The organism is Halovivax limisalsi, assembly GCF_023093535.1.
Lineage (GTDB): Archaea > Halobacteriota > Halobacteria > Halobacteriales > Natrialbaceae > Halovivax > Halovivax limisalsi.
Genome location: NZ_CP095757.1, coordinates 1885496 through 1904221, shown reverse-complemented (window position 1 = coordinate 1904221; position 18726 = coordinate 1885496). Strand labels below are relative to the sequence as shown.

Sequence of the window (18726 nt, the reverse complement as noted above, 5' to 3'; positions counted from 1 at the left end):
TCCGATATATTCTGACTGCGGCGGACGAACGGCAGGACATCTGCGGATCGGTCGGTCAGCCAATCCGCGACCCGCATGACTCGACGCTACGGCTCGCCCGTCCGGAACGAGAGGTCCAACGCGGAAGCCGAGTGCGTGAGACTCCCCATCGAGATGACGTCGACGCCAGTCCGGGCGTAGCGCGCCACGCCGTCGATCGTGATCCCGCCGCTGGCCTCCGTCAGTATCGATTCGTATCCGCGGTCAGCGAGGTCGTCGACGGCGGTCTCGACGGCCGTCGGCGACATGTTATCGAGTAGAACGATATCCGCACCCGCCGCCGCGGCGCGAGCGGCGTCCGCAGGCTCCTCGACTTCGACCTCGATTTTCGTCGCGAAGGAGACGCGATCCGCGAAGTGGTCGACGGCGCCCTCCAGTCCCATCTCGGCGACGTGGTTGTCCTTCACCATGACCATGTGCGAGAGGTCGAGCCGGTGGGTGTCCCCGCCGCCGGCGACCACGGCCCGCTTTTCGAGCCCTCGCAGGCCGGGCGTCGTCTTGCGGGTGGCCGCGACGCGCACCGATTCCGATTCCGCGCGAGCCCGGTCGACCGCCTCGCGCGTCCGGGTCGCGATGCCGGAGGCGTGACCCGCGAGGTTGACCGCGACGCGCTCGCCTCGCAACACGTCTCGCGCAGGGCCCTCGACGGTTAGAATCGTATTCCCGGCTTCGATCGACGCGCCGGCGTCCAGTCGGCTCGTCACGGCGACGTTCAGGTACTCGAACGCGCTCGCGGCCGCTTCGACGCCGGCCGCGACGCCGTCCTCCATCGCGACGAGTCGACCGGTCGTCCGGCCGGGAACCTGGTTGGTCACGTCGTGGTGGCCGACGTCCTCGCGAAGCCAGCGTTCGATCTGCTCGCTCGTGATCATCTCCCTATCCGGACGTTCCGCCGAAGTCGCTTAGCCACACCGATCCGGGTGCGGATGGGGGACGGGGACCCCTCACGGCGAACCGTGCGAGCAGACGGCAACGATTTCACGATCCGATCCCGATGGAACCCTACATGCAACGGCTGGCCCGTTCCCGACGGGAACTTCTCGCGACCGGGGCGGTCGCGTCGGCAGTCGCCGGCTGTGCGCTTCCACGCGAAGACGCCTCGCCTGCCGGGCGCGGAGAGCTCACCTTCGAAGGCGTCTCCGCGTCGTTCGCCGAGCGCGCACGGACGGTGGCCGATCGGGTGACCGACCTGTCCGGCAACGCGATCGCCGAGGAGACGACGGTCAGGCTGATCGATCCGGCCGAGATGCGCGAGCGGGGCCGCAACTGGACCGTGATCGGCGCGACGACGACCCAGCGCCTGGCCCATCGCGCGCTCGGGCTCGTCGAATCGCTCGAAGCCGATGTCGGCTTCGAGTTCGCCGGCGCGTACTACCCGGGATCGCGCACCCTCCTGCTCGTCGGCGACGAGGACGACATCGACGACCAGTTGCTCGCGCACGAACTCTGTCACGCCGTCCAGTTCCAGTCGACCACGCTCGCCGACCTCGACCGGAGCTGGGCCGCCGGCTTCGACACCCAGGCGGCGCGGCAAGCGCTCGTCGAGGGGACGGCCCAGTACCTCGAAGACGAGTACGTCGGGGGCTGCGGCGGCGACTTCTCGAACTGTCACCTCTCGACGCCCGGACCGATCGCCCTCGACCGACTCGACCCGGCCCTCCTCCTCGCCTACGGCGCGTACTGCAACGGACACGACTTCGCCGCCGCGCTGGCCGAGCGCGAGGGCTGGCGGTCGATCTGGGCCGCCCACGAGAACCCGCCGACGTCGACCGGCCAGATCCTCCGGCCGGAGTGGTACCCCGACAGAGAACCGGTCGACGTCGCGGCGCCCGACGAGCCGCCGGCTCCCTGGTCCCGGCTCGACACCGAACGGCTCGGCATGCAGTCGGTGTTTCTGGCCCTCTGGCACGCTGGCGTCCTCCCCGTCGTGGCCGCGTACCCGCGAGGCCAATCGGCCGAAGACGAGGTCTTCTCCGACCTGGTTCGGTATCGCTCGCCAGTCTCCGACGCCTGGCGCGGCGACGCGTTCACCGCCTTCGAGCGCGCCGACGGCCGCTTCGGCTGGCGCTGGCGCATCCGCTGGGCGAGTCCGAGCGCGGCCGAAACCGGCTACGAACACTTCAGGGAGCGGACGGACGCACGCGGCGAACCGACCGACGAGTCGGAGGTCTGGACCCGTGACGACCGCTACGAGGCGCTCACCCTCGACGACGAGGCCCTCGTCGTCGCGTCGGCGCCGGATCCGGAAGCGTTCGAACTGTTCTCCCCGGCGTTTCGGTGAACGATGGGGCGAACCGGCGCTTACCGGTCGGCCGTCGGGACCGCCTCCGCGTCGTCGACCAGAAAGTGACAGCCGACGGACTCGGTGTTCTCACGGGCGGCCCGCGCGATCAGGAGCGCCGTCACGCAGGCGTTGCGAAGTTCGTAGAGGTCGCGGGCGGTTCGCGTGCGAACGTACGCGTCGACCTCGCCTTTGAGTCGGCGGAGGACCGCCGCGGCCCGGGCGATCTCGTCGGGATCTCGTTCGAGCCCGAGCGCCTCGTCCATCGTCCGACGCAGGCGGGTGAACTTCTCGGCGGCGAAACGCGGCGGCAGCGCCGGATCGCTGTCCCGGAGTTCCGGCGGTTCGACCGCGTCGGCGCCGGCCAGTTCGTCCGCCCGCGCGGCGTCCTCACCCGCGCGTAGCCCCCAGACGAGTCCTTCGAGGAGGCTGGTGCTCGCGAGGCGGTTCGCCCCGTGGACGCCGGTGCGGGCGCACTCCCCGACCGCGTACAGCCCGTCGAGACCGGTCCGACCGCGGTCGTCGACATCGATCCCGCCGCAGAGGAAGTGTTCGCACGGGGCGACCGGAATCCGCTCACTCGTGATTCCGCGATCGGCGCACTTCGCCGCGAGATCGGGGAACGCCTCGTCGAACGGCGCTGCGAGCGTGCCGACGTCGAGGACGACGTCGCCGGTGCGCTCGCGCTCGGCCGCGACCGCGCGGGCGACGACGTCCCGCGGCGCGAGTTCGGCGTCCGGATGGACCTCGGGCATGAAGCGCTCGCCGTCGCCGTTGACCAGGACGGCGCCCTCGCCGCGCAGCGCTTCGGAAAGGAGGAACGTCTCCTCGCGTGTCGCGGTCGGCTCCCCTCGCTCCGCGGCGTCGGACGCCTCACCGCCGGCGTAGGCGGTCGGGTGGAACTGGACGTACTCCATGTCGGCCACGCCGGCGCCGGCGAGGGCGGCCATCGCGATGCCGTCGCCCGTCGCGCCGGGAGGGTTCGTCGACCGGCCGTAGAGCGAGCCGATCCCGCCGGTCGCCAGGATCGTCCGCGTCGCGTAGATCGGGTGGCCGGCCGGCGATTCGTCGGTGATGGCGCCGTGGACGCTCCCCTCGTGGGTGAGAAGTTCGAGTGCCGCCGTGTCGTCGCGGATGGTGATCCGATCGTGGTCGTCGAGGTACCGGAGGAACGGCCTGAGGATGTGCGTCCCCGTCGAGGCGTCGACGTGGAGGATGCGATCGGCCGAGTGGGCCGCCTCGCGCGCGTAGTCGTATTCCGAATCCGAATCGTCGTCCGAATCCGAATCGTCGACGTCGGTATCCACCCGATCGAATTCGATCCCGAGCGTCTCGACGAGGACGTCTTCGACGGCGTCGTCGGCGCCTTCGATCAGGACGTCGATCGCCGCCTCGTCGGCCGTGTTCGCGCTCGCCTCGAGGATGTCGCGCTTGAAGGCCGCCGGATCGCCGCCCGTCGTCGCGATGCCACCCTGCGCCCAGTCGGTGCTCGCGTCGTCCGGCCGCGTCGCCTTGGTCACGAGCAGGACATCGCCTCCCTCGCGGGCCGCCCCCAGCGCCGCCGCGCAGCCGGCGATTCCCGAGCCGACGACCAGCACGTCGGTCGATTCGACCGGGCGGTCCGCGTCGGTCGACTCGGCCGATCCATCCGCATCCGCGGTAGCGTTCGTCGTCGACGGTGAGTCGCCCGTCATCGTCAGACCTCAAGCATGCGTTCGAGGGCGACGCCCGCGAGTTCCTTCTCCTCGGGGGCGACCTCGATGACGTTTCGCTCGCGCCCGGCGACGAGCTCTTCGAGCACCCACGTCAGGTAGTTGGGGTCGATCTGGCGCATCGCGTTGCAGTCCATGCAGGCGTCGCCGCAGAGCGGGAGCACCTCGACCTCGGGGTGCCAGCGCGCGAGGTGCTCGGCCAGGTGGATCTCGGTGCCGATCGCCCACGTCTCGCCCGGCTCGGCGGTCTCGACCGTCTCGCAGATCGTGCTCGTCGAGCCGACGACGTCGGCGGCCTCGACGACCTCGCGACGGCACTCGGGGTGGACGACCACCCGCGCGTCGGGGTGTTCGTCGCGGACTCGTTCGACGTGGTCGGCGCGGAAGCGCTCGTGGACCTGGCAGTAGCCGTCCCAGCAGATGATGTCGGCCTCGGCGACCTCGCTCGGGGCCTTCCCCTCGGGATCCCAGGGATCCCACGTCGCCACGGCGTCTTCCATCCCCAGGCGGTGAGCCGTGTTCACGCCGAGGTGCTTGTCGGGCAGAAAGAGGACTTTGTCGCCGCGGTCGAACGCCCACTCGAACGCGCGGTGGGCGTTCGAGGAGGTACAGACGAGCCCGCCCTGACTCGCACAGAACGCCTTCAGGTCGGCGTAGGAGTTCATGTACGTGATCGGTACGATGTCGGCGTCGGGCGCCGCGGCCGTGATCTCGGCCCACGCGGCGTCGACCTGCAGAGCCTCCGCCATCCCCGCCATCGGGCACGAGGCTTCCATGCTCGGCAAGATCACCGTCTGGTCGTCGTCCGTGATGATGTCGGCGGACTCGGCCATGAAGGTCACCCCGCCGAAGATCACGTACGCGGCGTCGGCCTCGGCCGCCCGCTTCGAGAGCTCGTACGAGTCCCCGACGAAGTCGGCGTGCTCGACGATCTCCCGTCGTTGATAGTTGTGGCCCAGGACAACCACCTCGTCGCCCAGCTCCTCGAGGGCCGACTCGATGCGCGGCGCGCGCTCGGCCGCCGACAGCGTCCGGTACTCGGCCGGGAGCTGCTCCAGATTGTCGTACTTGAACAGGCTCAGGTCCGTCTCGATGTCCGCAGTTTCCATCTCTACCATGGCGACACCAGGGGTTATCGGAACGTCGGACGCCCGCTATGAAAAGATTTTATCTTCAACGTCCGGTTTCGACCGCAATTCGGTCCACAGAAGAATGACCGTCGACGGTCAGTCGTTCGTTCCGGACTCGCGGACAGTATCGAGCGCACGATCTCACGGGCCGACGGCGGCGTCACGTCGATGCGATCGGCCCCATCGCACCCGCACTGAATACTCCGAGCCGGATTCAGGCGCACGGTCGACACCCATGACCCGCCCGCCAGCATCGAACGCCACGGCTGCCGAACCGACGAACCGGACAATCGAGTGGCTAGCCAAGAGCGACCGACCCGGCCGGCAACAATCGACGGTTCAGTGGCCGAACGAGCAGGCGAGGGAGTGCGATACGAGCGCTACAGCGTGTCCAGGACGCCGAGTACCCGTTCTTCGTCCGCGCGGTCGGGGCCGTGTTCGCGACCCGTCCGATCCGAGTCGAGGTGGTCCGCCACGGATCGTTCCATCGCGGTCGAGAGGGGCGTCGACTCCCAGCCGAGGCGGGCGACCTTCTCCGTCGAGAGCATGTGCGGCGGGTCGCGGTAGAGGATGAAGTCGTCCATCGCGATGTCGGCCGCAGCGAGTTCGCGCGGGCCCGCGGTGACGATCTCGACGCCGGGATCGTGATCGGAATCGACCGCCGCCAACGACTTGTCGATCAGCTCGACCATGCCTCGGAGGGTGACCATGCGCTGGTCGCCGACGTTGTACGCTTCGCCGGGGTCGCCCTCCTCGGCGACGACGCGCATGCCGCTGGCGACGTCCTCGACGTAGACTCGGTGCCAGACGTTGGTGCCGTCTCCGGGGACGACGATCCGGTCGAATCGGTGGACGCGGTCGATCCAGTAGTCCAGTCGCTCAGTGTAGTCGTGCGGCCCGTAGACGATCGGCGGCCGGACGCTCATCGCGTTGACGCCGTCCTCGGCGGCCTCGAAGACGATCCGGTCGCCCTCGGCCTTGCGCGGGCCGTAGGTCTCGTCCGCGTCGCTGACCGCCTGCTCCGCCGTGCACGAGTGGATCGGCGTCGATGCCTCCCGTTTGGGAAGATCCTCCCGCTCGTAGGCCGACCCGCTCGAGATGTAGACGTAGGCGTCGACGTCGTCGAAGACGGTGGTGGCCTGGCGGACGTCGCGCGGGTAGTACGCCACGCAGTCGAAGACGGCGTCGGGGTCGACCGCCGCCGCGTCCACGAGGTCGCCGTCGTCGGTCCGATCACCCTGGACGCGGTCGACGCCGTCGGCGTCCGCGAACGGGTTCTCGTGATTCCCGCGGTTGAACAGCGTCACCTCGTAGTCGTGGTCGCGCAACTCCTCGACGAGGTGGCGGCCGATGAATCGCGTGCCGCCGATGACGAGCGCGTGCTCCATATCCATCCGCTCGCGGCGGCTAGCCATAACGGTGCCGGAGCGCGATCGCTACCCGTCGCGGACGACGGTGGCTCCCTACCGGAGCAGGACTAGCCGACGTCCGCGGAGGCGGGGCGATCGACGTAACCGTCCGCCCAGCCCCAGAGGTACAAGCCGACGGAGAGGGCGATCCACAGCCGGAGCAGCGGCGCCATCGGACCGCCGACGACTTCGACGGCGATCCAGGGGCCGGCGAGCCACCCCCAGAGCGTGATCGCCTCGAGAAGGACCCACGCGAGAACGAAGACGTATCCGAGTCGACGACCCGTCGGTGACCGGTTCCACAGGCCAGCTGCGGCGGCGAGTCCGACACCGGCCGTAACGATCGCGAGTCCGACGATCGCCACCAGCCACGGATAGGACGCGATTCCGCCGGCGGTCGGCGCACCCGTCACCTGGAGGAGGGCGTTCGCGACGACGTAGAGCCCCGCGCCGGAGACGAACAGACAGAGGCCGCGGTGACCGAGGGAACGATCGCCCATTACGGGAAACTCGACGAGGGGGTCAGTTAAACCCGGCTGGTTCGTTCCAGTCCGTGCGACCGGAGCGCAGGTCGGTGATCGCCGGGCCAACTGCGTCGAGCGATAGTCCTCCGAGCCGCGATTGTGACCCGACTCGGGAACCGGTGGACTCCGTCGCACCTCGCATTCGACCGCAGCCTCCGCCGACACCGACGGTCAACGATACACGACGTCGCCGTCCACGATCGTCGTCGCCACGTCGATCTCGTCGATCCGCTCGGGATTCTCCCACGGCGACTCCTCGAGCACCACCAGATCCGCGCACTTCCCGACCTCGATGGTCCCCAACCGGTCCTCGTCGAAGCCGGCGTAGGCGGCCCCGATCGTGTAGCCCCGGACGGCCTCGGTCACGGAGAGCCGCTGGCAGTCCATCGGGGCGGTGACGGCGTGGTGAATCCCGCCCAGCGGGTCGAGGGGCATGCAATCCGACCCGAGCGCGAGCGGGACGCCCGCCTCGAGCGCGTCGCTGAGCCGGTTCGAGCGCTCGCGCCGGTCCTCGCCCAGGCGCTGATCGTAGAGGCCGCCCGGCCGGGCCCACTGGTGGAAGTTCGGTTGCATCGAGGCGACGATGCCCGCCTCCGCCATTTGCTCGAGGTGGTGGTCCGTCGCGAGTTCGACGTGCTCGATCCGGTGGCGCGCCGCGTCGGCGTTCTGTGTCTCCGCGAGGACGTCGACGGCCGCGCCGATGGCCTCGTCGCCGATGGCGTGGACCGTCAACTGGTAGTCGTTCGCGGCGGCCTCGTCGGCGATCGACGCCAGTTCGTCCGGGTCGACGACCCACTGGCCGCGGGGATCGGCCGATTCGTCGTCGCTCGCCCCGGATTCGCCCGACCTGGACGACTCCGCAGCGTCCGGCAGGTCGGCGTACGGCTCGCTCACCTTCGCGGTGCGCGCGCCGATGCTCCCGTCGGTGAACGACTTGATCGCGCCCGTCTCGACGAAGTCGCTCCCCGCGTTGGTTGCCAGGCCCACGTCGATCGCGCTCTCGAGGTGATCGCTCCAGTAGTCGAGGCGAACCCGACAGTCGAGCTCCCCGTCGCGATCGAGTTCGCGGTAGATCCGGGGCGCGCGCGAGTGCCTGACCTTCTCGTGAACGCAGGTGACCCCGAGCGAGGTGGCGCGCTCGATCGCGGCGGTGACCAGTTCCCGCGTCTCCGCGTCGCTGTCCTCCGAGCCGCTCCAGACCTGCGTCGCCGCGTCCTCCACGACGATCCCCGTCGGCTCGCCGCCTTCGGTTCGGACGTCTTCGGGCGGGAGATCGTCGACGAGTCGGTCGATGGCCACCGAGTTGAGCGACGCCGTGTGCATGTCGACGCGCATCGCGACGACCGGGCGCTCCTCGCTGACGGAATCGAGGTCGTCGCGCGTGGGATAGCGCGACTCGGACCACTCGCTCTCGTCGTACCCGAAGCCGAGGATCCACTCGCGATCAGTCTCGGCCTGGCGGGCCAGCGCGTCGAGGGCATCAGCGAGGCTCCCGGCCTCCGAGAGGTCGGCGTGGACGAGATACAGACCGAGGGTTTCCATGTGCGTGTGCGCGTCGACGAACCCGGGGAGGACGACCCGCCCTTCGCAGTCGACGACGTCGGTCTCGACGCCCCGCAGGTGTTCGATCTCGGTCGTCTTTCCCACCCGGACGATGTCGCCGTCGCGGACGGCGACGGCCTCGTGCGTTTCGTCCGCGTCGGCTGAGCTCCGGCTGGCGACGATCGGCCCGTCTCCGTCCGGACTGGCGAGCGTGTGCACCTCCCCGTCGAGGAGGACCAGGTCGGCTGCAGCGGTCATACGTTCACGGGTGCGTGCGGCCTGCAAAAGGGTTGCGACGGCGGCCCGGACCGGAGCTCGCGGTCGACGATCCGTTGCGGTGGCTGGCGCCCGTCCGTCAGCAGACGGGACCGCACGATCACAATCCGAAACCGAATCGGGACCGATCGATGCGAATCAGCAACTGTTAGGGGTCGGCCGCGTCTCGGGTGAGTCATGACCGACCCCGAGACCCTCGCACAGCGCGTTCGCGACGGCGAGTTGCGATTGCACGAACTCGAGGCCCACGCCGACGCCGAGACGGCCGCGACGGCCCGAAGGCGGTTCGTCGCGGCCGAGACCGGCGCCGACCTGGCGGCGATCGGCGACTACGCCTTCCCGGCCGAAGCGGCCGAGACGGCGATCGAGAACCTCGTCGGCGGGGCGCAACTGCCGATGGGCGTTGCGGGACCGGTCCCCGTCGACGGCGGCGCGGCCGACGGCGAGTACCACCTCCCGCTCGCGACGACCGAAGGCGCGCTCGTCGCCTCCGTCAATCGCGGGCTCTCGGTCCTGCGGACGGCGGGCGGAGCGAGCGCTCGCGTCACGAAGAACGGCATGACGCGCGCCCCGGTCTTTCGCGTCTCGGGCGTCGTCGAGGCCGCCGAGGTCGTCGAGTGGGTGGGCGAGCACGAGGACCGTCTCCGCGAGGCCGCCGAGTCGACGACCAGCCACGGCGAACTGCTCGGGATCGAGCCCTACGTCGTCGGCGACTCGGTCTACCTGCGATTCGCCTACGACACGAAGGACGCGATGGGGATGAACATGGCCACGATCGCGACGGGCGCGGCTTGCGACGTCGTCGAGGCCGAAACGCCGGCCTCGCTCGTCGCCGTCTCCGGAAACCTCTGTTCCGATAAGAAGCCCGCGGCAATCAACGCGGTTGAGGGTCGCGGTCGATCCGTGACGGCAGACGTCGTGATCCCCGGCGACGTGGTCGAAGACCGCCTGGGGACGACCGCGGCCGGCATCGTGGAAGCCAACACGCGAAAGAACCTCGTCGGGAGCGCGAAGGCCGGCAGTCTCGGGTTCAACGCGCACGCGGCGAACGTCGTCGCCGCCGCGTTCCTAGCGACCGGCCAGGACGAGGCTCACGTCGTCGAGGGCTCGAACGCCATCACCACGATGGAGACCCGCGAGAACGGCGTCGACGGATCCGCGGACCTCTACGCCAGCATCTCGCTCGCGTCGCTCCCGGTCGGCACCGTCGGCGGCGGCACGAAACTGCCGACCCAGGCCGAAGCGCTCGACGTACTCGGCGTCCGCGGCGGCGGAGACCCGGCAGGGTCGAACGCCGACGAACTGGCCGAGGTCATCGCCGTCGGAGCCCTCGCCGGCGAGCTCTCCCTGCTGGCGGCGCTCTCCTCGCGCCACCTCGCGAGCGCGCACGAAGATCTCGGTCGGTAGGATCGTCAGTCGACGGGAGCGGTTGGTTGGGTGGGTCGATCAGTGGACGGGAGCGATCAGTCAGGAGGAGAAATGCGGGCGAGCGACGGGGCGGGTAAGGGGTTCGACCGACTTCCCGACCGAGAGTGAACGGTTCTCACGTCGTCCCGGATTGGGCGTCCCGACTCCGTCGTCGCGTCACGAGGACGACGTAGCCGCCGGAGACGAGGAGGACGGCGAGGCCGACGAGCACCTGCGCGCCGGACCCCGAAAGGACGAACAGCCAGCCGACGGCGACGCCGCCGAAGCCGCCCGCCAGGTCGTACTGCGTTACCGACGCGTGGAGGATCGCGACCGCTGCGAGCGTGAGCGCGAAGATCCAGCCGGCGAGCGTCAGCGGTTCGTATCCGGCGACGGACGGAGAGATGAACGTTCCGTATGCGAGAACTGCCACGACCAGAAGGGTCCCGACGCCGATCGTCGTTCCCTGAAAGTCGGCCGACTCGTCCATAGTCGCCGCACGTCGCCGGTCCGGTTATCGCTACCGATCCCGGCCGATCGGAGGCGCGGTGGGAACCTGTGCGTAACGGAGCGTACTCGCGGACTTTCGGCGTCGCAAGTATTGCCGGGCGCTAGGGGCTCAAACCCCGCTTTCGGTCGCGGACGACCGGAGGCTTCGGAAGCTTCTTTATTCGCACCGTCCACACCACAGATACAGATGGCTGTACTCTGGCTGGACGAGATCGGCGCCGGCGACGTCGAGTCCGTCGGCGGCAAAGGCGCGTCCCTGGGAGAACTCACGGGGGCAGGCTTGCCGGTCCCGCCTGGCTTCGTCGTCACCGCTTCCACCTATCGCGCGTTCATCGAGGACGCAGGCATCGACGAAGAACTGTTCGACGCCGTCGACGTCGACGTCGAAGACTCCGCGGCGCTGGCCGACGCCGCGGACCGCGCCCAGGAGCTCATCGAGGAGACGCCGTTTCCGGACGAGCTCCGCGAGGAGATCCTGCGCGCGTACGACGACGTCGGGGGCGAGGACGAGGCCTTCGTCGCCGTTCGCTCCTCGGCGACCGCCGAGGACCTGCCGGACGCCTCCTTCGCGGGCCAGCAGGAGACGTTCCTCAACGTCACCGGCGAGGACCTGCTGAACCGGGTTCGCCGGTGCTGGGCGTCGCTGTTCACCCAGCGGGCGATCTACTACCGCCAGGAGCAGGGTTTCGACCACTCCGTGGTCAACATCGCGGTCGTCGTCCAGCAGATGGTCGACGCCGAGAAGTCCGGCGTCATGTTCACCAGCCACCCCTCGACCGGCGACCCGACGATGATCGTCGAGGCCGCCTGGGGACTCGGCGAGGCCGTCGTCTCGGGCGCCGTCTCGCCCGACAACTACGTGATCGACCGCGACACCCGCGACGTCGACGTCACCGTCGCCGACAAGAAGGTCAAACACGAGAAAGATCCCGAGACCGGCGAGACGGTCGAAGTCGAGGTCGAGCCCGAGAAACGCGAGGCGCGCGTGCTTTCGGACGCCGAACTCGACCGGCTCGTCGAACTGGGCGAGCACGTCGAGGCCCACTACGAGACGCCCCAGGACGTCGAGTGGGCGATGGCCGACGGCGAGGACTTCATGCTGCAGTCCCGGCCGATCACGACGATCGACGACGAGGGCATCACCGACGCGGCCGAGACCGAGGCGGCCGCGAAGGGCATCACCGACGGCAGCGGCAGCGTCGAGAGCGTCGACCCCGAGTCCGGCGCGCCGATCGAGGACGCCGCGGCCGACGGCGACCTGCTGGTCGACGGCCTGGGATCGAGCCCGGGTCGTGTCTCCGGCCCCGCCCGGTTGATCACCAAGCTCGACGACCTCGACAAGGTGCGCGAAGGTGATATCATCGTTACCGAGATGACCACGCCAGACATGGTGCCCGCGATGAAGCGCGCGGCGGGCATCGTCACCGACGAGGGCGGCATGACGAGTCACGCCGCCATCGTCTCGCGCGAACTCGGCGTCCCCGCGATCGTCGGGACGACCAACGCCACGTCCGTCCTCGACGACGGTCGTCAGGTCACCCTCGACGGCGAGAAGGGCCAGGTCCTGGCCGGGGCGGAAGTCGAGGCGGAGGCGGAACACGAACCCGTCGAGGACGTCCGCCCGCAGTCGCCGGTCAAACCCATGACCGCGACCGAGGTCAAGGTCAACGTCTCCATCCCCGAGGCCGCAGAGCGCGCGGCCGCGACGGGCGCCGACGGCGTGGGCCTCCTGCGGACCGAACACATGATCCTCTCGCTGAACAAGACCCCGGCGAAGTTCATCGCGGACGAGGGCGTCGACGCCTACGTCGAGGAACTCGTCGAGGGGATCCGCGGCGTCGCCGACGAGTTCTACCCGCGGCCCGTCCGCGTCCGCACGCTCGACGCGCCCACCGACGAGTTCCGGGAGCTCGAGGGCGGCGAGGACGAACCCGCGGAGCACAACCCGATGCTCGGCTACCGCGGCATCCGCCGCAGCCTCGACCGTCCGGACGTCTTCGCCCACGAACTCGAGGCGTTCCGCCGGCTCTTCGAGCTGGGCTACGACAACGTCGAGATCATGCTCCCGCTGGTCAACGACGCCGAAGACGTCTACCGGACGAAGCAACTGATGAAAGAGGCCGGGATCGACCCCGAGAAGCAGACCTGGGGCGTGATGATCGAGACGCCCGCCTCCGCGCTCGGCGTCGAGTCGATGGCCGAGGCCGGCATCGACTTCGCCTCGTTCGGGACGAACGACCTCACGCAGTACACCCTCGCGGTCGACCGGAACAACGAGCACGTCGCCGACCGCTTCGACGAACTCCACCCGTCTGTGCTGCGCCTGATCGGCGACGTCATCGAGACCTGTCGGGAACACGGCGTCGACACCTCGATCTGCGGCCAGGCCGGCTCGAAACCCGAGATGGTCCGGTTCCTCGTCAACGAGGGGATCAGTTCCATCTCGGCGAACATCGACGCCGTCCGCGACGTTCAACACGAGGTCAAGCGCGTCGAGCAGAAGCTGTTGCTGGATTCGGTGCGATAATCGGGAGTCCGAGGATCGCTATTAGACACGGTCAGGGGCCGTCGTCCCGTTCGATCCGGGTATACCTTCGAAATCGATCCGGGATTTCCGTTCGAGCGTCAGCGCTCGACCGGCGATTCGAGGTACGAGACCAGCGTCGAAACCGTCGTTTCGACGAGTTCGGAATCGAGTGTTTCCTGCCAAAATTCGATGTCGTCCTCGTCCAACGTGTGAACGCTTCACGGAACGATGTTACTCGGTTCCGGTGTCCCACCGGTTATCCAGGCGTCCGCTGGAATAGGAACGAAGCCGTCGTACCAGCGTTTCGTCGTCAGCGGACCGACGACGTACTGCTCTCCATCGAACGGATGTCGGAGGTTGTTGATGATGCACCACGGTCGAGAGTAGTGGTCCCCTTTGAACGGATCCGCTCCGTACACCACGTCCGTCCGTTTCCGGCTCATTCGTCTCGATCGTCGGCGGCGGTCTCTTCGGCCGCGTGTTCACGCCACGCAGCGGGATCCTCGGCTCCGTACCGTTCGTTCAACCGTTCGGTGACGCGACGGTACCGGCCGAACGATTCGATGCGTTCGGGATCGCCGATCGCCCAGTAGTCGGCTTTGTGACGGACGAGCCCACGGTCTTCGAGTCGACCGAGAACCGTCGCGATCGAATTCGGGTTGATCCCGGTTCCCTCGGCAATCTCCGCGGCCTTGAACGCCTTGTCGTCGTTCGAGAGGAGGAACTGCAGCACCTTCTCGGGGTTGCTCAACTCACCCAGTTCCGGTTCGGGCGTTTCTTCGAACGTCTCGATATCGATGACCATACCCGAGCCTAGGTGGGCGACTGTAGTAAATGTTGACTGCGTTGGTAGTGTATTAGATGTACCTCCCCAGGATACGCGAACTACCGTTCCAGCGAGCCAGAATACTGTTCCGACGCGCGTACGGCAGAACACAACAGATAAAGCCGTCACTCACCTTCGCCGACGTATGCAGGCCGAGCCCGAGGGGTTCGACCGGGTGCTGTCCTCGATGTGCACGGAGCCGCATCCGTCCGCCCGGGACGCGGCCGAGCGCTTTCTCGCGACGAATCCCGGCGATCCCGGGACGTACCCGACCGTCGCCGACCTCGAAGATCGAGCCGTCGAATTGCTCGGCGAACTCGCGTCGCTCGACGATCCGTCCGGGTACGTCGCCAGCGGCGGGACCGAGGCGAACATCCAGGCGGTCCGGATCGCCCGCGAGCGAGCGAGAGCTCGCGGTATCGATTCGCCGACCGTCGTGCTGCCCGAGTCGGCACACTTCAGCTTCCGGAAGGCCGCCGACTTGCTCGACGTCTCGCTGACGGTCGTCCCGACGGACGCGGGCCATCGGGTGCGCCTCGACGCCGTCCGCGACGCGGTGGACGAGGAGACCGCGCTCGTCGTCGGCGTCGCCGGCAGCACCGAGTACGGACGAGTGGATCCGATTCCGGCGCTCGGGGCGATTGCGCACGACTACGGGGCGCTCTTCCACGTCGACGCGGCCTGGGGCGGCTTCGTGCTCCCGTTCACCGACCGCGAGTGGCACTTCGGCCACGCGCCGGTCGACTCGATGACGATCGACCCGCACAAGATGGGCCGGGCCGCGATCCCGGCGGGCGGGTTGCTCGTCCGCGATGACTCGTTACTCGACGAACTCGCCGTCGACACGCCGTACCTGGAGACGACCTCGCAGGCGACGCTTTCGGGTACCCGATCGGGTGCCGGCGTGGCCAGCGCCGTCGCGGCGATCGAAACCCTCTGGCCTGACGGGTACGCTGCGCAGTACGAGCGCTCGCAGGAAAACGCCGAGTGGCTCGCCGCCCGGCTGTCCGACCTGGGCTACGACGTCGTCGACCCGACGCTGCCGCTCGTCGCCGCGGACGTCCCCGCGAACACGTTCGAAGGGCTTCGCGACGAAGGGTGGCGGATTTCACGGACCGCGTCGGGCGAACTCCGGGTCGTCTGTATGCCCCACGTGACGCGGGACAAACTGGCGGCCTTCGTCGACGACCTCGCAGCCGTCGGTCCCCGGACGCCGAACGCGGTGGCCGACGACGATTGACCGAACCGGCTGGTAGTCGTCCGGCGGCCGGACGGTCCGTGGTACTACGGAAGTAGCCCCTTCAAAAAGGTTTTATACGACGTCGCCGAACCGGGTACTATCATGCGATCCGGACGCTCGGTGTGGCCGGCGATGCGTCCGCGACGATGACGGCCGGGTGGATCGTCGCGGCGCCGGTCATACGGCAGTTACGCGCGACGCGGAAACCCCGGACCGATCCCGGTTCCTCGCAGTAACTCCCGATCGAGCGGAAACCGGCGGGTTTTACGCCCGCCGCGACAACGACGACCCAAGAGACACGCATGAGTCACGAAGACTTTCCGACGGACGAGCCGGCGGTGGTGACCTGCGGGCTCCCCTACGCGAACGGGGACTTGCACATCGGCCACCTCCGCGGATACATCGGCGCGGACGCGTTCTCGCGCGCGCTCGAATCGCTCGGGCAAGAGACGGCGTACGTCTCGGGCTCGGACATGCACGGCACGCCGGTCGCCGTCAACGCCGAACGTGAGGGCGTCGATCCCGAGGACTTCGCCCTCGAGTGGCACGAACAGTACGAGGAGACGTTCCCGCAGTTCGCGGTCGACTTCGACAACTACGGCCACACCCACGACGAGACGAACACCGAACTGACCCGGGAGATCGTCCGGACACTGGACGACGAAGGCTACGTCTACGAGAAGGAGATCCAGGTCGCCTACGATCCGCAGGCCGACCAGTACCTCCCCGATCGCTACGTCGAGGGAACCTGCCCCTACTGCGGCGCGAAAGCCCGCGGCGACGAGTGCGACGAGGGCTGTCAGCGTCACCTCGAACCCGGCGAAGTCGAGGACCCGACGAGCGCGATCACGGGCAATCCGGCGGAGTACCGCGAGCGGACCCACAAGTTCTTCGCCGTTTCTGAGTTCGCCGACTACCTCACCGAGTTCCTGGACTGCCTGGAAGGGACCTCGAACGCGCGGAACCAGCCGCGCCAGTGGATCGAGGACGGGCTCCAGGACTGGTGTATCACCCGCGACATGGACTGGGGGATCGACTACCCATCCGACGAGGATGGTGAGGAGGACCTCGTCCTCTACGTCTGGGTCGACGCGCCGATCGAGTACATTTCGAGCACGAAGCAGTACGCAGAGCGCGTCGGCGCCGACGCGTACGACTGGGAGGACGTGTGGCGAGCGGACGGCGAGATCGTCCACGTCATCGGCCGCGACATCATCCAGCACCACACGATCTTCTGGCCGGCGATGCTCGAAGCGGCGGGCTACAACGCGCCCCGCGCGGTCGCCGCGACCGGTTTTATCACCATCAACGGGAAGGGGCTCTCGACGAGTCGAAATCGGGCCATCTGGGCGAAGGAGTACCTCGACGAGGGCTTCCACCCGGATCTCCTCCGCTATTACCTCACGACGACCGGCGGCCTCCAGCAGGACGTCGACTTCTCGTGGGACGCCTTCCAGGAGAAGGTAAACGGCGAACTCGTCGGGACCGTCGGCAACTTCTGGTACCGCAGCCTGCTGTTTTCCCACCGCAATTACGACGGCACGCCCGAGACCGACGTCTCCGACGAAGTCGAATCGCGCATCGAGGCGGCGATCGACGAATTTCACGGCGCGGTCAACAACTACTCGCTGCGCGAGGTCGGCCTCGCCGCGACCCGCCTCGCCCAGTTCGGCAACGAGTACATCCAGCGCAACGAACCCTGGAAGCTCACCGACGACGCGCCCGACAGGGCCGCCCAGGTCATCCGCGACTGCGTCCAACTCGCGAAGGCCGTCGGCGTCCTGCTGTACCCGATCGCACCCGGGAAGGCCCAGGCGCTCTGGGAGCAACTGGGCGAGGACGGTGACGTCGCCGACGCGGAGGTCGAGGCCGCGCTGGCGGCCCCGCCGCGCACCTTCGAGGAACCCGCGGAACTGTTCGAGACGCTCGAGGACGACCGCGTCGCGGAACTGAACGACGCGCTCGAAACGCGCATCGAGGAGGCGGCGAGCGGCACCGACGCTGGAGGGACGACGGACGGTGACGACGGTCCGGACGCCGCTGCGGCCGAAACCGAAAGCGACGACACGACCGGCGGCGAATCGGCTGGCATGACCGACACCGACGACCTCGAACCGCTCCTCGAGGATCGCATCAGCTTCGAGGACTTCCAGGACCTCGACATCCGCGTCGGCCGCATCGAGTCGGCCGAGGGAATCGACGGCGCCGACGACCTCGCACGCCTCGAGGTCGACATCGGCTTCGAGACCAGGCAGGTGGTCGCCGGCATCAAGCAACTGCACGACCTCGACGAACTGCCCGGGACGCGCTGTATCCTCCTCGCGAACATGGAACCTGCGGAACTGTTCGGCGTCGAATCCAACGGTATGGTCCTCGCCGCGGGCGAGGACGCCGACCTGCTCACCACGCACGACGACGCGGCGCTGGGCGAGAAAGTGCGCTGACGCACCGGACCGGGGATCGAGCCGACTCGTTCGGTCCGACCATCCGGGACGCCCACAACACACCTGCGGCGGTCGATATTTCGATGCCCCCGTACCCGGTACCGTCTCCCCGCCACAGTCCGCGTCGATCACCGCCCGTCCGGGTCAGGGCCCGCCAGCAAGGCGAGCGACTTTGAAGAACGGCACCGCACACCACGGCAGATACTCGTCCTCGGCGATGCCCACGCGTCAGCGCCGGACCGCCGAGAGGCACTCCTGGCTCCGTACCAGATCGAAGCGCTCGACGCCGCGCTACAGGGGGCGATCTGGAGCGCCAAGACCTCCCCGCGCCGACCCCGTTCGTCGCCGGCAACAACGAGGACCTCGACGTGATCGACGCGCTGCGTGGACCCGCTGATCGAAATCCACCCGGGCGACCCGTCTCCCTCGACCACGTCCAACACCACCCCGCTCGCGACGTCGGTCGCCCGGACTGCATCGTGTTGGCCACCGTCGAGCCAGGGACGAATCCGGCTCCGCGGGACGTCGAGCGCGCTCGCGATCGCTTCCGAACCCTTGTCGGGGTGTCGACTCGAGTAGTCCATCACTCGCAGTACTGCTCGACGATCGGCCAGACATCGTCGTGGTATCCCCCGTCGTAGGTGCGCGCGAGCGCTTCGGCGTCGACGAACGCGTCTGAAGTCCTAATCAGTTACGAGTTTTGAAACGCCCAAAACTATTATGGTATCAAAAGGTAGCCCTTTATTCAAGCGAATTCGAGCCTCTGAGAGCTTTCAAGAGGTGCTTGGAGGTCTTCTACGGTAGATTGGAGTCGGCTCGGATACCTGATGACAAGTTCTATCACTGACAAGATAGCGTG

Annotated in this window: 14 protein-coding genes and 1 pseudogene; 6 read left to right on the top strand and 9 right to left on the bottom strand. The window is 68.2% G+C overall.

Annotated elements, in window-relative coordinates:
• Positions 1–86 precede the first annotated feature (86 nt).
• A complete protein-coding gene (gene nadC / locus MXA07_RS08700; RefSeq protein WP_247731647.1) occupies positions 87–911 on the bottom strand; it encodes a carboxylating nicotinate-nucleotide diphosphorylase in 825 nt (274 codons plus the stop codon).
• Between the two features lie 134 nt (positions 912–1045).
• Here nadC and MXA07_RS08695 point away from each other — a divergent pair, with 134 nt between their 5' ends.
• Complete coding sequence (locus MXA07_RS08695; protein WP_247731646.1) at positions 1046–2320, top strand: hypothetical protein; 1275 nt, start codon at positions 1046–1048, stop codon at positions 2318–2320.
• A gap of 20 nt (positions 2321–2340) precedes the next feature.
• On the opposite strand, the gene MXA07_RS08690 is transcribed toward MXA07_RS08695, so the two are convergent.
• From MXA07_RS08690 to MXA07_RS08670, 5 genes are all read right to left on the bottom strand, one after another.
• Entirely contained in the window at positions 2341–4014 is a 1674-nt protein-coding gene (locus tag MXA07_RS08690; protein WP_247731645.1) for an L-aspartate oxidase, read from the bottom strand.
• Between the two features lie 2 nt (positions 4015–4016).
• On the bottom strand, positions 4017–5150 hold the full coding sequence (gene nadA, locus MXA07_RS08685; RefSeq protein WP_247731644.1) for a quinolinate synthase NadA: 1134 nt from the start codon (positions 5148–5150) through the stop codon (positions 4017–4019).
• A gap of 392 nt (positions 5151–5542) precedes the next feature.
• Positions 5543–6550, bottom strand: a complete 1008-nt coding sequence (locus tag MXA07_RS08680; protein ID WP_247731643.1) for an NAD-dependent epimerase/dehydratase family protein — start codon at positions 6548–6550, stop codon at positions 5543–5545.
• 89 nt (positions 6551–6639) lie between these two features.
• Positions 6640–7071, bottom strand: a complete 432-nt coding sequence (locus MXA07_RS08675) for a hypothetical protein (RefSeq protein WP_247731642.1) — start codon at positions 7069–7071, stop codon at positions 6640–6642.
• 195 nt (positions 7072–7266) lie between these two features.
• Positions 7267–8895, bottom strand: a complete 1629-nt coding sequence (locus MXA07_RS08670) for an amidohydrolase (RefSeq protein ID WP_247731641.1) — start codon at positions 8893–8895, stop codon at positions 7267–7269.
• A 195-nt stretch (positions 8896–9090) separates the two neighbouring features.
• Here MXA07_RS08670 and hmgA point away from each other — a divergent pair, with 195 nt between their 5' ends.
• Positions 9091–10320 (top strand): hydroxymethylglutaryl-CoA reductase (NADPH), encoded by a 1230-nt coding sequence (gene hmgA / locus MXA07_RS08665; protein WP_247731640.1) that lies wholly within the window; start codon positions 9091–9093, stop codon positions 10318–10320.
• 136 nt (positions 10321–10456) lie between these two features.
• On the opposite strand, the gene MXA07_RS08660 is transcribed toward hmgA, so the two are convergent.
• The gene (locus MXA07_RS08660; RefSeq protein ID WP_247731639.1) at positions 10457–10810 is read right to left on the bottom strand and encodes a hypothetical protein; all 354 of its coding nucleotides are present in this window, start codon (positions 10808–10810) and stop codon (positions 10457–10459) included.
• A gap of 207 nt (positions 10811–11017) precedes the next feature.
• Here MXA07_RS08660 and ppsA point away from each other — a divergent pair, with 207 nt between their 5' ends.
• Positions 11018–13357, top strand: coding sequence for a phosphoenolpyruvate synthase (gene ppsA, locus MXA07_RS08655; protein WP_247731638.1), 2340 nt, complete (start codon positions 11018–11020; stop codon positions 13355–13357).
• Positions 13358–13575: 218 nt separating this feature from the next.
• On the opposite strand, the gene MXA07_RS08650 is transcribed toward ppsA, so the two are convergent.
• Both MXA07_RS08650 and MXA07_RS08645 read right to left on the bottom strand, forming a co-directional pair.
• A complete protein-coding gene (locus MXA07_RS08650) occupies positions 13576–13800 on the bottom strand; it encodes a hypothetical protein (protein ID WP_247731637.1) in 225 nt (74 codons plus the stop codon).
• Positions 13797–14162, bottom strand: coding sequence for a TrmB family transcriptional regulator (locus tag MXA07_RS08645; RefSeq protein WP_247731636.1), 366 nt, complete (start codon positions 14160–14162; stop codon positions 13797–13799). Before MXA07_RS08645 ends, MXA07_RS08650 begins: the two co-directional genes overlap by 4 nt.
• Before the next feature lie 166 nt (positions 14163–14328).
• Here MXA07_RS08645 and mfnA point away from each other — a divergent pair, with 166 nt between their 5' ends.
• From mfnA to MXA07_RS08630, 3 genes and pseudogenes are all read left to right on the top strand, one after another.
• The gene (gene mfnA / locus MXA07_RS08640) at positions 14329–15423 is read left to right on the top strand and encodes a tyrosine decarboxylase MfnA (protein WP_247731635.1); all 1095 of its coding nucleotides are present in this window, start codon (positions 14329–14331) and stop codon (positions 15421–15423) included.
• 302 nt (positions 15424–15725) lie between these two features.
• The gene (metG, locus tag MXA07_RS08635; RefSeq protein WP_247731634.1) at positions 15726–17867 is read left to right on the top strand and encodes a methionine--tRNA ligase; all 2142 of its coding nucleotides are present in this window, start codon (positions 15726–15728) and stop codon (positions 17865–17867) included.
• A gap of 201 nt (positions 17868–18068) precedes the next feature.
• A pseudogene (locus tag MXA07_RS08630) lies at positions 18069–18277 on the top strand (metallophosphoesterase family protein); the annotation flags it as partial.
• Positions 18278–18726 lie beyond the last annotated feature (449 nt).

What these genes read in the sequence shown, in the direction of transcription:
- MXA07_RS08650 (WP_247731637.1), bottom strand. Translation starts at nt 13,800, where the DNA reads ATGAGCCGGAAACGGACGGACGTGGTGTACGGAGCGGATCCGTTCAAA.
- nadC (WP_247731647.1), bottom strand. Translation starts at nt 911, where the DNA reads ATGATCACGAGCGAGCAGATCGAACGCTGGCTTCGCGAGGACGTCGGC.
- ppsA (WP_247731638.1), top strand. Translation starts at nt 11,018, where the DNA reads ATGGCTGTACTCTGGCTGGACGAGATCGGCGCCGGCGACGTCGAGTCC.
- MXA07_RS08660 (WP_247731639.1), bottom strand. Translation starts at nt 10,810, where the DNA reads ATGGACGAGTCGGCCGACTTTCAGGGAACGACGATCGGCGTCGGGACC.
- MXA07_RS08680 (WP_247731643.1), bottom strand. Translation starts at nt 6,550, where the DNA reads ATGGAGCACGCGCTCGTCATCGGCGGCACGCGATTCATCGGCCGCCAC.
- MXA07_RS08645 (WP_247731636.1), bottom strand. Translation starts at nt 14,162, where the DNA reads ATGGTCATCGATATCGAGACGTTCGAAGAAACGCCCGAACCGGAACTG.
- MXA07_RS08690 (WP_247731645.1), bottom strand. Translation starts at nt 4,014, where the DNA reads ATGACGGGCGACTCACCGTCGACGACGAACGCTACCGCGGATGCGGAT.
- MXA07_RS08670 (WP_247731641.1), bottom strand. Translation starts at nt 8,895, where the DNA reads ATGACCGCTGCAGCCGACCTGGTCCTCCTCGACGGGGAGGTGCACACG.
- MXA07_RS08695 (WP_247731646.1), top strand. Translation starts at nt 1,046, where the DNA reads ATGCAACGGCTGGCCCGTTCCCGACGGGAACTTCTCGCGACCGGGGCG.
- hmgA (WP_247731640.1), top strand. Translation starts at nt 9,091, where the DNA reads ATGACCGACCCCGAGACCCTCGCACAGCGCGTTCGCGACGGCGAGTTG.
- nadA (WP_247731644.1), bottom strand. Translation starts at nt 5,150, where the DNA reads ATGGTAGAGATGGAAACTGCGGACATCGAGACGGACCTGAGCCTGTTC.
- metG (WP_247731634.1), top strand. Translation starts at nt 15,726, where the DNA reads ATGAGTCACGAAGACTTTCCGACGGACGAGCCGGCGGTGGTGACCTGC.
- mfnA (WP_247731635.1), top strand. Translation starts at nt 14,329, where the DNA reads ATGCAGGCCGAGCCCGAGGGGTTCGACCGGGTGCTGTCCTCGATGTGC.
- MXA07_RS08675 (WP_247731642.1), bottom strand. Translation starts at nt 7,071, where the DNA reads ATGGGCGATCGTTCCCTCGGTCACCGCGGCCTCTGTCTGTTCGTCTCC.